Annotated in this window: 13 protein-coding genes; 11 read left to right on the forward strand and 2 right to left on the reverse strand. The window is 37.5% G+C overall.

Annotation, left to right across the window (positions count from 1 at the left end; genetic code table 11):
• Positions 1–104: 104 nt before the first annotated feature.
• Together hpsN and hpsL are read right to left on the reverse strand one after the other, a co-directional pair.
• Positions 105–1112 (reverse strand): hormogonium polysaccharide biosynthesis glycosyltransferase HpsN, encoded by a 1008-nt coding sequence (gene hpsN / locus DSM106972_RS46690; RefSeq protein WP_127087105.1) that lies wholly within the window; start codon positions 1110–1112, stop codon positions 105–107.
• 85 nt (positions 1113–1197) lie between these two features.
• A complete protein-coding gene (gene hpsL, locus DSM106972_RS46695) occupies positions 1198–2868 on the reverse strand; it encodes a hormogonium polysaccharide biosynthesis protein HpsL (RefSeq protein WP_127087106.1) in 1671 nt (556 codons plus the stop codon).
• Between the two features lie 577 nt (positions 2869–3445).
• On the opposite strand from hpsL, the gene DSM106972_RS46700 reads away from it, so the two are divergent.
• The 11 genes from DSM106972_RS46700 (at position 3446) to DSM106972_RS46750 (ending at position 15489) form a co-directional block, all read left to right on the forward strand.
• Positions 3446–3832: an AbrB/MazE/SpoVT family DNA-binding domain-containing protein gene (locus DSM106972_RS46700; RefSeq protein WP_233787345.1), complete on the forward strand. Its 387-nt coding sequence runs from the start codon at positions 3446–3448 to the stop codon at positions 3830–3832.
• Positions 3833–3996: 164 nt separating this feature from the next.
• The gene (locus tag DSM106972_RS46705) at positions 3997–4179 is read left to right on the forward strand and encodes a hypothetical protein (RefSeq protein ID WP_127087108.1); all 183 of its coding nucleotides are present in this window, start codon (positions 3997–3999) and stop codon (positions 4177–4179) included.
• 277 nt (positions 4180–4456) lie between these two features.
• On the forward strand, positions 4457–6619 hold the full coding sequence (locus DSM106972_RS46710) for an HAD-IIB family hydrolase (RefSeq protein ID WP_233787323.1): 2163 nt from the start codon (positions 4457–4459) through the stop codon (positions 6617–6619).
• Positions 6620–6649: 30 nt separating this feature from the next.
• Positions 6650–8605, forward strand: coding sequence for an alpha-amylase family glycosyl hydrolase (locus DSM106972_RS46715; protein ID WP_127087109.1), 1956 nt, complete (start codon positions 6650–6652; stop codon positions 8603–8605).
• A 955-nt stretch (positions 8606–9560) separates the two neighbouring features.
• The gene (locus tag DSM106972_RS46720) at positions 9561–10991 is read left to right on the forward strand and encodes an AAA-like domain-containing protein (RefSeq protein ID WP_127087110.1); all 1431 of its coding nucleotides are present in this window, start codon (positions 9561–9563) and stop codon (positions 10989–10991) included.
• A 239-nt stretch (positions 10992–11230) separates the two neighbouring features.
• Positions 11231–11680: a hypothetical protein gene (locus DSM106972_RS46725; protein ID WP_127087111.1), complete on the forward strand. Its 450-nt coding sequence runs from the start codon at positions 11231–11233 to the stop codon at positions 11678–11680.
• A gap of 36 nt (positions 11681–11716) precedes the next feature.
• Entirely contained in the window at positions 11717–11935 is a 219-nt protein-coding gene (locus tag DSM106972_RS46730; protein ID WP_127087112.1) for an MbtH family protein, read from the forward strand.
• A 248-nt stretch (positions 11936–12183) separates the two neighbouring features.
• A complete protein-coding gene (locus DSM106972_RS46735; RefSeq protein ID WP_127087113.1) occupies positions 12184–12954 on the forward strand; it encodes a thioesterase II family protein in 771 nt (256 codons plus the stop codon).
• 8 nt (positions 12955–12962) lie between these two features.
• A complete protein-coding gene (locus tag DSM106972_RS46740; RefSeq protein WP_127087114.1) occupies positions 12963–13760 on the forward strand; it encodes a glycosyltransferase family 32 protein in 798 nt (265 codons plus the stop codon).
• 12 nt (positions 13761–13772) lie between these two features.
• On the forward strand, positions 13773–14702 hold the full coding sequence (locus tag DSM106972_RS46745) for an ABC transporter ATP-binding protein (protein WP_127087115.1): 930 nt from the start codon (positions 13773–13775) through the stop codon (positions 14700–14702).
• The gene (locus tag DSM106972_RS46750; protein ID WP_127087116.1) at positions 14695–15489 is read left to right on the forward strand and encodes an ABC transporter permease; all 795 of its coding nucleotides are present in this window, start codon (positions 14695–14697) and stop codon (positions 15487–15489) included. The genes DSM106972_RS46745 and DSM106972_RS46750 overlap by 8 nt, the downstream gene beginning before the upstream one ends.
• The last annotated feature ends 28 nt before the right edge of the window (positions 15490–15517 follow it).

Here is a 15517-nt window from a genome sequence, read left to right on the forward strand (position 1 = left end):
TATATATAATTTCTTCTCTTTCTTCCTTTGCGTACTTTGCGTACTTTGCGGTTTGTTTATTTGAACCGCACTCGTTCGCAAAGGCACAAAGAAAGGGAATAAATTCAGGCGCCTACGGTATCATCAAGACGGGTATATATTTGTCCATCGTTCCATTTGGACTGAATAACAGTACCTAAAGCTTTGAAAAATCCGAGAGTATAGAAGACAAAGCGCGTTAAAATTTTAATTGGCGAACCGCTTTTATGACAAGGTGGGCGCCCAAGTACATGGCAGTCGAATAAACGCGCGTATAATCTTAGTGCCTGGTTTGCGGTAAGATTTTTTAAACCCATCAAAAAATGATTATGGTAAAAGGTGAGTTGATATTTTGGTGAACGTGTACTGATATCGTGACAACCACCCGTTTCTTCCCCGATATGAATAAGATGTGCTTCGGGGTCGTACCAAATTTTATATCCTGTTTGACGTAATCTTAAACAAAAGTCTGATTCTTCCCGTACTGCACTACCACGAAATCTTTCATCAAAGTGTAAACCGTGTTTGAAAAAGATTTCACGACGAAACGACATGTTACACCCCCTTGCGGTTAATACTTGTTGGGGTTTGACGGTGTGAACTAAGTCGATATAATACCAAGCAATACCTGGGTCCATTGCTTGGGGTGGTAAATAATCGATGCTTTTATAGTTTGCGTCACCTTGAGTACGACCTATAGAAGCATCTGCCATTTTCATTCGGTCAAATACTCTTCCTGCTACAGCGCCTACTTCTGGGTTATCGATAAAGTTTTGAGCATGAGCCTTTAAAAATCCAGGTTCTACTTTTACATCATCATCGATAAATAAGATTATCTCACCAATTGAGCGTCGCACCGCATAATTTCTGGCGCCGGGTAAACTTGCCCAGTTCAAACGGAACCATTTAATTTTGCAACATTTGGTTTGTTGCTGTAAATAAGTTTCTATTTCAGGTTTATGTTGGGGGGTTTGGTCTACAACAATAATTTCGTAGTAAGGATAATCTTGGTTTAAAATATCATCGATACTGTCGCGTAAAGGTTCTTCACGCCCATAAGTCGGTATTATTACTGATATATACGGTAAATTCATTTTAATTTATAACTCCTAACTAATGTACGGGCGGGTTTATTTATATCTTGGAAAATAATGTAAAATTTAGGTGAACCCGCCCCTCCTAACTTTTCTTCTTTTTAACTTTTGTGGTCTCCACCCTTTCTAATTGTTCCTCTTTGAGTCGTTCGATTTTATCGATTTCCGGAAGTTTTAATAAAATTCCAGCGGCAAACCAGTAATATACAGCTACCGGGTCAACATCAAGAGGATAGTAATAAGTGTTGTAACTTATAAACAATATAAACACCCACATAGTCGCAGCGTAACTGCGGAAATTACGGTTTTTTATTTTTCGATAGGTTTTGAAGCAAATAATAGTCAAAAATGTTACAAATACTATCCAGGCAATTAGCCCAATTATGCCGACTTCGTGCAATACTTTGGGGTAGTATGTTTCGACTAATTTAGTTTCACCCATTGCACGTGCGGAGTTGGTAGCACGACCAAGACCACTACCAAGGGGACCATCAACGTTTTTCCAAACTTCCTCGAATTGGTTGACAATAAATTCTTGAGGAGGAGAAGCTTCCCAACGACTGGTAAAGCTTTCGGTACGTTCTGCAACAACAGTGGGGTTACTGACCATCGCGATACCGAGAATTAATACAAGTCCTCCAAACATGGGAATAAATTTTTTCAAGTTACCGAGTTGTCCTGTGAGTAATAGACAGAGAATGAAACACACAGGGACTAAAGCTAGAGCAATACGCTGTCCAGAAATAACAGCATTGATGAAAACTACAACTAAAGACCCTAAGCTGATACCTTTCCAAAGTATTGAGGGGTCGCTAAATCCGGTTGCGAAGGTAAAAAACGTGCTGGATATTAAAAACCATGCCCATTGCCACGGCGCCACAAAGGTTCCGGGTAAACGTATCATACCTTCAGAGGGGCTATAAATTAGGGCGCCGCCGAAATAACATCGAGCATCAATAGAAGCTTTATATAAAGCGTCACCAGTAGCGTTACGAGTACCTTCGCAGACTCCAACTAACAGCAGCAAATATTGAATAATTCCTAAAATACCGCAAATAAGAATAAATATGACTTGTAAGCGTGACAGTCGTAGAAAATCTCTTTTATCGCGAATACTATAATAAATGCAGCTAATTAACGGAACATAACCTAAAAATACTTTGAGTCCCAATAAACCCATACCAATAGGGAACTCCTTTGGAGCAGGTTTAAACGGCAAAGAAGGGGGAGGGTTGAATTGTTGGGGGACGTTAACAAATAATAGAGTTAAAGCGCAACACCCAAGTAAGATATATAACGGGGTTTTAATCTCTTGGGGGATAAGCAAGGGTAAACGTTCTTTTTTCAGCTTTTGCCATAACCCGATTAAAGCCGGTAAATAGAAAGCATCCTTAGCGAGTTGTAATATAGGACTATTGCCGATGTAATACGTGATAGTACCACCAAATGGCACATAAGCCATAAAAGCGATTAAAGCTGGGACAGGGTATTTGTAAGAAAGGGAAATAGAAATTACCCCTAGAACACCGGGTACAGCAACTTTAATACCACCGACCAAGAATAGAATAACACCAAGAAACAACCCGGCACCGACAGCCGCAGAAAGAAAATTAATCAACTCTTTCTTAGCTTGAGCAGCTTTACGCTTTTGTGTCAATCTTTGCTTCAAGTCAATTTCAGAATCTTGCGACTTTAACTTCGACTTTGACTTCGACTTCGACTGAGTAGATTTTCGTGAAATAGGAGTATCCGTCATTGTTCAATAGGCAATAACACATAAAACCTGTTATACACCCTTTTAGCTAGCAAACCCGGTATCGACTTCTAGCAAAAATACGATTTAGGAAAAAATTGGCAAAAAATCGAAAAATTAACAAAGTCGGGTGCGTCTGCAACGAAGCAAAAAATCAAAGTGCTGTGACGCACCATCTTTAATTATCTGTTGAACCTACGATATTGTACATCGGTAATAAATTGTGAGAGATAAAAAAGGAAGCAAGCATCATCAATAGTTTTATTGTACTAATTAAAATTAGAGGTGTTAATAGTGAATTAGCTCTCCAGCAAAAAAACAGGCGCCTATTTTCAGAAATTATTATTGCCATAAAAGAAGTATCGTCTATACAATAAAAGTAATACCGTCAAAATCTCAATTAATTTCGTAACTGAACTGTATCAATATGGCAAGAAAGAAAATAACAAAGTCTCTTGAAAACAAGGCATCAGCTAAAAAAGTAAAACAAACTAAGCCCGAAGATACTGAGGTATCAGCTAAAAAAGTTAAGCAAACTAAGTCCGAAGATACTGAGGCATCAACTAAAAAAGTTAAGCAAATCGAGCCTCTAGAAGGTAAGGAATTAATTAACAAAGTCAAAGAACTGCCAAATAGCAGTAAAGAAGAAAAAGCTAAAGCGTGCGGCTACTATAGCGTCACCAAAGACGGTATAGAGCGAGTTAACATGATGAAATTCCTCAATGCCCTACTTGATGCAGAAGAGATATCATTTGATACCCGTTCGGACGAGCATGGTCATGTCGGACGCAGTGCTAGCTACCGAATTGCAGTGCAGTCTAACGGCAATTTGCTAATAGGTTCAGCTTATACAAAACAATTAGGCTTAAAACCAGGGGATGAATTCACCATCAATATAGGTAGAAAACATATTAAACTGGTATCAATTTCAGCAGAGCAAGAAAATCAAGAAGAAGTAGCTGCTTAAAAGCAAATACAAATCAGCGATTTGGAGGCGCCCTTGGTAATTTACTTCGGGCGTCAAGAATTATCTGTACTAGAACAAAGTTAAAAAAAATACCAGCAAGATAGGAATATTACTCAAGAAATATCAACAATTAAGTCAAATAAATGTTATTCATAACGAGCTAAATGAGTATTCGCTCTTCTTTACAATATTTACAATTAGCTCAAAGAAAACTCAACGCATCAAATTTGGCGCCAAGGGAAAAATCTTTTATTGAACCCGAACTAGTTGTTGGTTTAGAAACTATTCATGATGACCAAGGAAATTATCCTCAAGTTTTAGAAATTACAAGAAAATATCTCAATTAATTAATTATTTTTTTTATACCCTGTACACTCAGTATAAAACCTCAAACTCTTGGTTTAGCAAGAAAAATCCGTAAAAATAATGTAGCTTTATTGTCATGCTTTTTACTAAGCACAAGTATATACGGAGAGGTGCAAGATATAAGCCCTTCGACGGGCGCCGCGCGAGAACTAAAATATGAAACAAGCACATTTTTTAAAATTCTTACTATATATGGATTTTGGAATGTGCTAGTTAGTAGTAAATAGATATTATTGCATTATTACTTAACGCACTCCTATGCAAACTAATTCAACAGAGTTAATGATGTCAAACAAAAGTACTACCAAGCCCTGTTATATTTTACTAATTAGTATTCATGGGCTGATCCGAGGTCACAATCTGGAATTAGGTCGTGACGCAGATACTGGGGGACAAACTAAATATGTTGTTGAATTAGCTAAAGCCTTGGCTCTTCAGCCGGATGTGGAGCGTGTTGATTTAGTCACGCGGCGGGTTGTTGATAGTGCAGTGGACGCTGATTATAGCGCAGCAAGCGAATCTTTGGGGGCGGGAGTGCAGATAGTTAGGATTGAAGCAGGGCCTAATGGCTATATTGCCAAAGAAGAATTATGGAGTCATCTTGATGGCTTTGCGGATCGTTTGTTTGCTTGGTTACATGAGCAACCACGTTTGCCTGATATCATCCACACCCACTATGCTGATGCAGGATATGTGGGGGTACGTCTTTCGCATTTAACAGGCTTACCACTTGTACACACTGGGCATTCTTTAGGACGTGATAAGTACCGTAGATTGTTGGCATTGGGCATGACGATGGAGGATATAGAGCAACGCTATCACATGCTGCAACGTATTAGTGCGGAAGAAGACACCTTGAGCAATGCAGATTTGGTGATTACCAGCACTTACAACGAAATTGAAGATCAGTACGAGCTTTATGATTGTTACACACCTGAAAAAATGGTGGTTATCCCACCAGGGACTGATTTAGAGCAGTTTTACCCGCCTAGAGTTGGGGGTGAAACTATCGAGTTCAAGCAAACATTAGAAAAGTTTCTGAAGCTACCTGATAAGCCGATAATTTTGGCATTATCGCGTCCTGATGAGCGAAAAAATATTGTCACCCTGTTAGATGCTTATGGTCAATCGTCACATTTACAAGAATTAGCCAATTTGGTAATTGTTGCAGGTAATCGAGATGATATTCGAGAATTGAACGAAGGCGCCCAAAATGTTTTAACCGAATTATTGTTAGTGGTGGATTGCTACGAGCTTTATGGCTGTGTTGCTTTACCAAAACATCATACTTCTAGAGAAGTGGCGGATATTTATCGATTAGCCGCATCATCAAAAGGTGTTTTTGTCAATCCTGCTCTTACCGAGCCTTTTGGCTTAACCTTATTAGAAGCTGCGGCGAGTGGATTGCCATTGGTTGCAACAGAAAATGGTGGACCAGTGGATATTATTGGTAATTGTCATAATGGTTTATTGGTTGACCCTTTGAATTCAAACGCAATTACCGAAGCTTTATTAACAATTCTCTCTGATTCAACGCTTTGGGAACAATATTCTGAAAATGGTTTAAAAAATGTTGCTAAGTTTTATTCATGGGATGCTCATGCTCAAACCTACTTAAGAAAAATTCAACCCTTATTGCAACACGAACCTTTATCAAAACCAACACTGCCACCCAAAGCAAGTAGCTATCGAAAAAGGGCTATTTTCACCTCTATCGACAATACGTTATTAGGTGATGCTGAGGCATTGTCGCAATTTGTACAAGTAATTCGCCAACATCATAGAGAGTTTTTATTTGGAATCGCTACAGGTCGGCGGTTTGATTCAGCCCTAAAACTTTTCAAAACTCATGGTATTCCAACCCCTGACATTTTAATTACCAGTTTAGGCACAGAAATTTATTATCCTCCACAACTAACTGCCGATGTTGCTTGGAATCACCATATAGATCGTGGGTGGACACCACAAGTATTACGGCGCCTGTGCGATCCATTACCTGGCTTGACACTGCAACCAAAAAGTGAGCAAAGTCGCTTTAAGATTTCTTATTATTATGATGCGAGCATCGCACCATCATTAGAAGAAATTTTGAGTTTGTTGCGGCAACAAGAATTGTCGGTTAATACAACACTTTCATTTGGTCAGTATCTCGACTTTGTACCAGCAAGAGCATCTAAGGGTCAAGCGGTACGCTATGTAGCCAAACAATGGAATATTCCATTAGATAGATTTTTGGTTAGCGGTGGGTCTGGCGGTGATGAAGATATGTTACGCGGCAATACTCTGGGTGTGGTCATTGCTAATCGTCACCGCGAAGAACTGTCGAGCTTGACTAATACTGAGCGCGTTTATTTTGCTGAGGGCGCCCATGCCTGGGGCATTTTAGAAGCGATTAAGCATTATAATTTTTTTAATTTGTAAAGAGACTGTCACGACAATTAAGATAATACTATGTACGAACAAATTTCTCACTCACTATTAAATTCGATACTGGATGATTTAAAGCCAGAAATTCGTCGGCAAGATTTGCGGCATTTTTATACACGCCTTGGTGCGAATTTTTACGCTATTCATTCGTTATTTTTTACACTGTACGGACATCGCGATGATTTTAAAGTGCAAATGTTACGGCTAGTTGAAACAATGGCGAAAGGCTATATTGACCGCTCAAGAGAATTAGAGCAGTTGGATATTCAACGCGAACAGGATCACAACTGGTTTTTGTCTCAAAAATGGGTGGGGATGGCTCTTTATTCCAACGGTTTCGCAGAAAACCTTGCAGATTTAGAGAACAAAATAGGCTATTTTCAAGAGCTAGGTATTAATATGGTGCATATTATGCCGATTTTGAAGTGTCCAATTGGTAAAAGTGATGGGGGCTATGCCATCAGTGATTTTAGAGAAGTTGACGAAAGAGTTGGTGATTTAGAAGATATTCGTCGTATTGCTTATGAGTTTAGAAAGCGTGATATTTTGCTGGTTCTAGACATTGTGCTTAATCATACTTCTGATGAGCATGAATGGGCTAGAAAAGCAATTACGGGGGATCGTAATTTTCAAGATTACTATTATATTTTTGAAAACAGAGAAATCCCTGATATGTTTGAGGAAAACATGCCAGAGGTTTTTCCTGAAACAGCTCCAAGTAATTTTACTTGGAATAGCGAAATGGAAAAATGGGTAATGACGGTTTTCCATAGTTATCAGTGGGATTTAAATTACAGCAATCCGAGAGTTTTTATTGAAATGCTCGACATTATTCTGTTTTGGGCAAATCAAGGTGTAGATATTCTCCGACTCGATGCTGTTGCTTTTTTATGGAAAAAAATCGGCAGTTCTTGCCAAAATGAGCGCAATGCCCATCTAATTTTGCAGTTAATGAAAGATTGTTGTCAAGTGACGGCGCCTGGTGTGTTATTTATTGCCGAAGCAATCGTTGCTCCTGTTGAAGTAATTAAGTATTTTGGTGAAGATGCAATCGCTGCTAAAGAATGCGAGATTGCTTATAACGCTACTTTAATGGCATTATTATGGGATGGAATCGCAACTAAAAACACTAAACTACTTTACCAAGGTATAAAAAGTTTGCCTAACAAATTAGAACGCGCGACTTGGCTAAACTATGTGCGTTGTCATGATGACATTGGTTTTGGTTTTGACGATTACGATATTCAAGTAGCTGGTTATGAGCCGAGAACACATAGAAAATTTTTAGTTGATTACTTGAGCGGTAAGTTTGATTCATCATTATCTAAGGGATTGATATTCATGCCTAATGAAGCTACAGGAGACGCGCGTATTTGCGGTTCATTAGCTTCTTTGGTTGGATTAGAATCTGCGCTATCAGATGCCGATGAGCGTTTGATTGCCCTTGCAATTAATAGAATTTTACTACTCCACGGTATTATTCTATCTTTTGGAGGAATCCCTTTGATGTATAATGGTGATGCAATTGCTGTGCTTAATGATTACAGTTATACAGATGACCCAAGCAAAATCAATGACAATCGTTGGGTACATCGCCCTAAAATCGATTGGGAAAAAGCAGAATTACGTAAAAAACAAGGCACAGTGGAATACAGGGTATTCACTGCTATGAAAAAAATGATTGCTATCCGTAAAGAAATCTCTGCATTTGCTGATTTTAACAACCGCGAATTGCTGCACGTAGGCAATGAACATTTACTATGTTATATTCGTTTCAATCATGAACGTCCATCAGAAAAAGTATTGGTCGTTGCCAATTTTGATGCAAATCTCCAATACTTGGATTTAGATAAGCTTAGAAATACAGGCTTTAACACTTATAGTAAGTTTGTTGATTTATATAGTGGTATAAAGCCTCTTCAATCTGATGGTCGCATCATTCTAGAAGGATATCAATTTTATTGGCTGACAGAGAGTTAAGATTATGATGACAGAAGCAGTTGAATGTCCAACCTAAATAAAAGTAAAAACAATAAAAATTTACAAAAAATGTAGTGAGATGTATTAAAGCCACTTGGCTTTAATACAGTTATCGAACAGCTTCATGTATCTATTATGACATATTATTATAGGCAATATTTATAACAATCCACGGCAAAACCAATTTATGAACGAAGGCAGAAGGCAGAGGGCAGAGGGCACTTATGTACGTTCAGATGGGCTTTCTGACCACAACACAAACGTTGACACCGGGCGCGACGGTGGGGTTTTATACCCCCTTGTTCCCTTCGGTCACAGGCATCCTTGCTGGAATCAGAATTCCCTTCAACATAAGTGCCTCCTGCCCTCTGCCTTAGCTGATAAAATGGCGCCCCGTTGAACAGTTACCAATTTAGCCAGTTATATTATGAGAATTTGAAGGCTATTATTATTGAAAGTAGTGCGTTGACTCGTGAAAGAATGGTGCCTGTTGTGGAATGATTTTTTAAGTATTACGGTACCACGGGTAAATATAGATACGCTTAAAAACGTTTAAAGTCGGCGCCTGTAATATACTTTGTGTAAGTACTAATTCACAAATAAATACGAGTGTAAATACCGGGTGCCTTCACTAGATTTGTTAGCGTTTGCAAACTCCGAACGGTTATTAGACAACAGCGCTCGTGTATTATCCACTCGGAGAGGTAGCCAGTTGAAAGTATTGATGGTTACACTGCGTTCGTTGCAGTTAACCTATCAGATGTTAGCTTGTCATCTACGGGATTTAAAACAAATCGGCTGCCCCAATGCATAAATCTAAGCTTTGGTGACTACACATTATTAAACCGATGCTCTAGATGTTTAGCAGCTTCTCAGGAATTAGAGAAAAGAAAGCTGTAGGAACAGGAAAGCGAAGAGTTGAAGCGAAACAATTCATACAATAAAGCAAAATTTTATGCAAAGCCAAGTCAGGAATACATCTGAAACAGCACTTATTTCTTTTGAAGTCGCCTTACAAGTTGTAAATACGGCGATAATGTCGGAGGAATCAAGACATCTGAAAAATATTGAAATAGAAGTATTACGAGGAGTTTTACAAGGTCAGAAGTACGATGAGATTGCGGCTATATGTGGATATGCTCCCGAATACATAAAAAATGATGTTGGCCCAAAACTATGGCAATCTTTGTCATCTATCTGGGGGAAGAAAGTTAGTAAAAATAATTTGATGGCTGTGTTAGCGCAGCAAGTATTTCAAGAGAAGCTACAAAATAAACCATCAACAAAATCTGAATCTCTGCTAAAAGCCATACCATGTCAGTCGAATTTTTATATAGAGCGTCCTCTCGTTGAGTCTCGCTGTTATGCAGAAATAATAAAACCAGGCGCCCTCATTCAAATCAAAGCTCCCCAACAAATGGGCAAAACTTCTTTGATGCTCAAAATTCTCGATTATGCTAGAAAAAATTCTTCTACTGCTGATAATCAAGAAGTACGTACTGTAGCACTAAGTTTGAAGCGCGCGGATAAAGCAACTTTTAACGATTTAGATAAGTTTTTGCGTTGGTTATGTTATTCAATCACTCGCAAGCTGCAATTACCAAATCGTATAGAAGAATATTGGAATGAAAATTTTGGTAGTAAAAATAACTGCACGGCTTACTTTGAAGAGTATTTATTACCAGCAATTAATGGAACATTAGTATTAGGTTTTGATAATGTCGATGTAGTACATTTATATCCAGAAATTGCCGAAGATTTCTTTTCGCTATTAGATTCTTGGTGTGAAGAAGTGAATTATGGAGATAGTGGAAATCCTATCTGGCAAAATCTGCGATTTATTCTCGTCGATACCGAAGAGGTTTATAATTCTTTGAATACTCATGAATCATTTAATGCTGGGCTAACAATTAAACTTCAGCCTTTTACTTCAGAACAGGTACAATGTTTAGCACAGTGCTATAAACTTCAACTGTCCCAAGACGAAACGAGGGAGCTAATGCAATTCGTTGGTGGGCATCCCTATCTAGTAAAACAGACTTTTGAACATTTAACACAGCAAAAACTTACTTTGAGTGAGTTATTACAAGTAGCCGCTACAGATACAGATATTTATGGTCATCACCTGCAACGATATTTACGCAGTTTACAGCAGCATCCTAAATTAGCAGCAGCATATCATCAAGTAGTTAAGGCATCCTCACCAATAGAGCTAGAAAAATCGTTAGCATTTAAACTCTGCAATATGGGGTTGGCAACACTGCAAGGAAATAAAATTGTTCCTAGTTGTGAACTATACCGTAAATTTATTCCTTACTGGTTTCAAACTAACGAAGCAAGTCAAGACAAAGTTTATATGAGTAAAAATTTATACTTGGTTAGTTAAATTATGAGATAGTCGAATAGAAAAGAGTTGTAGCATATCTGTCCTGTGATGTGGATTCGGTCAGGCGAGGTGCCTAACCTACTTGTACAGAAAAGTTAAGTTTTGGAACTAACAATGAACATAATTTTTCTATATCGACAAGTAAGTTTAATAGTTTTATAAATATATTAACTAAAGGAGAAAAAGCTTTGATATGTAAACCAAAATAATTTAAAAAACGACATAGGAGTAATGACAAAATGCTAAGTTTACTTGTTAATCATAAAGACCCGCAAGTAACTGCTTTCAGCGAATTAGGCGCCGAAATATCAGAATTAGATAAATATTGGCGAGAAGTCGCAGAAAGCACAAGACAAGAAGAGTTAGAGAAGTTGAGATGTAAACTTGAAGTAGGAGTACAAGAACTTACAGTTATAGCCAATAAAATAAATAGCTTGGCAAATGAAATAAAAAATCTTTTGTTCACTTTTAAGGAAATTGCCGTAGAAGTAAATCGCAATTATCATTTATTACAGCAACATCTCAATTTAAAAGTAGCAAAATTAAATAAATCAAAGCGGCGCCTAATTCCTTTAAATATATGGGATGTTCATGATTTGAGTATTCCTAATGTAGTTAGACGTGGCACCAAATTTATACTAACTAAACAAATTGTAAATTTATTCCCAGCACAAGATACACAAGCATAAACGTAAACAATTATTAATTCACAAATAGAGGTAATTATGAACAACGCAACACAAAACAACACAATCTATCTCGTCGTTATGAATCACGAAGAACAATATTCAATTTGGCCGAAATGGAAAAAAGAAATTCCATTAGGCTGGAAAACCGTGGGTAAAGAAGGTTCAAAAGAAGAATGTCTGAAATATATTGAAGAAGTTTGGACAGATATGCGACCTTTGAGCTTAAGGAAAGCAATGGCAGAACAATCAGCTTAAAAATCAAGATTACCGACTTCTTTAAAACTTGGGTTGGTAATCTAACAATAAATTAAAAAGAGAAAGTATGAAGCAATATCGCAATGACTTAGCGCAAGCTGCAATAGTTTTGATTTATTTCAGCGTTATAACTTTAGCCATTGCAGCTTCAGTAAGCATTATTAGGAATTTAGTAAGCAGACAAATATGCTTTTTTCGCTGTACTCCACATTCATCATTTATATTCATTAATAATCAAGAATAATATTATGGTAGCCGAACTAAAACGAGAATCTTGGGTAACATTTCCTAAACGAAATTATGAAGCGAGTCTACGCCTATTTTGTTTTCCTTATGCAGGTGGTAATGCAATGAGCTTTCGGGGATGGGAGAAAACTTTAGAAAAAAACTTGTTTAACACAGTTGAAGTTTGTCCTATCGAACTACCAGGACGGGGAAGTCGGTTAATGGAAGAGCCATTTACTAACTTTTCACAGTTGATTTCTAGTCTAACTCAAGCTCTTGTACCTTACTTAGACAAGCCATTTGCTTTTTTTGGTCATAGTATGGGAGCAATAGTCTGCTTTGAAGTTGCACATTTGCTTCGTAAAAAATATTCATCGACTCCAACGCATTTATTTGTTTCTGGACGCAATGCACCTCAAGTTTCTATCGAGGTTGAACATATCCATAATTTACCAGAACGCGCGTTTTTACAAGAATTACGGCGCCTGAATGGTACTCCCGAAGAAGTTTTAGAAAACACTGAACTGATGCAAATGCTTTTGCCGATGCTACGGGCAGATTTTGCGCTAGTTGAAAATTACGTCTATACTCCCGAATATCCACTCTTATGTTCCATTACTGCCTTTGGTGGTCAGCAAGACCCCAAAATTAGTCAGGATAGTTTACAAGCTTGGCACCAACAGACAACGGGTGACTTTTCAATGCATATGTTTCCTGGCGACCACTTCTTTATACATTCAGCACAACAACTTATACTTCAAAACATTTCTCAAAAACTATACCAAGTAATCTAAATATAGTTATGGCTAAGATACCCAAAATTATACACCAAATTTTTTTCCAAGGTGAAACGGCTGTTCCCAAAAAATATCAAGGCTACCATGAAACGGTTATAGCACATCATCCTCATTGGGAACATTACTTTTGGGATGAAGCAAAGTCACGGACATTTATTCAGGAGAAATATCCCTGGTTTATAGAAGTTTACGATTCTTATCCTCATCGAATTCAACGTTGTGATGCTATCCGGTATTTCATCCTTCATTACTATGGTGGATTTTATATTGATATGGATGTTGAATGCCTCAAACCTCTTGACGATTTACTTGAAGATTATGAACTAATTCTGTCAAAGCTTGTTGGCTTTAATAATGCTATTATGGGCAGTGTTCCAAAACATCCGCTTTGGCTAAAAGTGTTTGATGAATTACAAGAGCGTAAAGATAAGTTGCCATCAAATTCAAATATTAATGCATTACTCAAAAAGTCAATGCCTTATTATGTATGTTACAGTACAGGACCAATGCTATTTGATGATTGTGTGATTGCTGGCAGTTTCCATAAATGTTCTACTGTTCGCGTTTGTCCGGGATATATTTTTGAACCAGGGGCGCCTATGGAAATTGATGAGAAAATAATTCAGCAAAATAGTACTGAACATTCTTATACAATACATCATATGGCTTCCCTTTGGCTTCCTCTACATCATCGGATAATAAGCGCTATTTTTAGCGTCGGGGCAAAAGTTTACTGGAATATTATTTCTTTATTTAAAAAAGTAAGGTGGGCCGAAGCCCACCGTACCCAACGCAGTAATTAGGAACAATAAAATATGAAACCATTAGAGGTTTACAATCTACACAAACAATATCAGCAAGGTAAACAATCAATACAAGCCATATCTGGTTTATCATTAAGTATCAATGCTGGAGAAATATTAGCTTTTTTAGGTGCAAACGGCGCCGGCAAGACAACTAGTATTAAGATAATTGCAGGTTTAATTCAACCAGATACTGGATGGGTAAAAATTGCAGGCTGTAATCCTCACACCAATCCACAAGCGCTACGAATGCTTGGTACAGTTATGGAAGGAAGTCGTAATCTTTACTGGCGCCTAACTGCTGAAGAAAATCTTGAATATTTTGGTGTATTAAAAGGAATTAATAGCAGTAAGGCACGTAAACAAGCACTTAGACTGTTAGACCAGTTTGGTTTAATGCATAAACGTAAGGCGCCTGTAAAAACACTTTCACGAGGAATGCAACAGAAGCTATCTATTGCGGTAGCTTTAGTTCACAAACCTAAGTTGCTACTATTAGATGAACCAACTTTAGGCTTGGACATGGAAGCTAGCGAAAGTGTTAAAGCTTTAGTAAGACAAATAGCATCTGAAGGCTGTGCAATATTACTGACAACCCATCAATTGGATATTGCAGAAGAAATATCAGACAGGGTAGCAATTATCCAAAAAGGTCAGATTATTACAGAAGAACCAACAAAGGAAATTATTAAGCGCTTTTCTGGTTCTAGCTATATTATTAAAGTAGAAGGTGAGCTAGATTTATTACAAATTACAAAAATTGAAACTTTAGGTGCCATAGTAGAATCGGAACAAGAAAGAATCATTTATACTGGCACAAAAGAAGGATTATATAAAGTATTAGCCGCTTTAGAACCATTGGCTATACTACAAGTTAATCAAGACAAAGCCAACCTAACTCAAGTCTTTTTAAAATTACTAAAACAACATAGCTATGTTTGAACTATTTCAGGCGGAATTTAAACGGATTTGGATAGAGTTTATTCGCTACCCAATTGATGCTATTAGCGGCATTATCGCTAACGCAGTCGTTTTTTATGGACTATTTTTAAGCGCTAATTACATTGCTGGTGTTTCTAATTTAAATACAAGTGAGCAAATAAACGTAGGTGAACGACTAGACGTTATCGTAATTGGCTACGTGCTTTGGATACTCGTAGTCTTTATTGTCGGAGGTATTGCTTTTGGAATACAAGTAGAAGCTCAGACTGGAACCTTAGAACAGATATTTTTATCTCCATTCGGCACCTTAACAGTTTTATTGATTCGTGGGATTGCAAGTTTGACGTTAAATATAACGTTTATTTTGGGAATTTTAATATTTACTATGCTGTTGACGAAACGCTACTTACACTTTTCACCAGCTATCATCTTACCGCTATTTACAGTGTTATTAGGAGCTTATGGTTTATCCCTGATAATCGCAGCTTTAACTTTACTTTATAAACGTGTCCAGCAACTACTGGGATTAGTTCAATTTGGTCTATTTTTTCTACTAACCTTTCCCTCTGAAGTATGGGGTAAGTCTTTACTAAATTTGCGAGCAATGTTACCAATGGCTGTAGGTTCTGATGTTCTTCGTGATTTAATGGGACGCAATGAAAATTTAGATTTATCTAGTTTCATATTTGCTTTGATGAATGGACTGGGATATTTGATTGTAGGTATGTTAGTGTTTCGTTGGGCTGAAAGCAAAGCTAAACGTCAAGCCCTACTAAATGGGTATTAGTTAGTTAATTTTCAAAGAATCAGAGCAA

Origin of the sequence: Dulcicalothrix desertica PCC 7102 (assembly GCF_003991905.1) — a bacterium.
GTDB classification, from domain to species: Bacteria; Cyanobacteriota; Cyanobacteriia; order Cyanobacteriales; family Nostocaceae; genus Dulcicalothrix; species Dulcicalothrix desertica.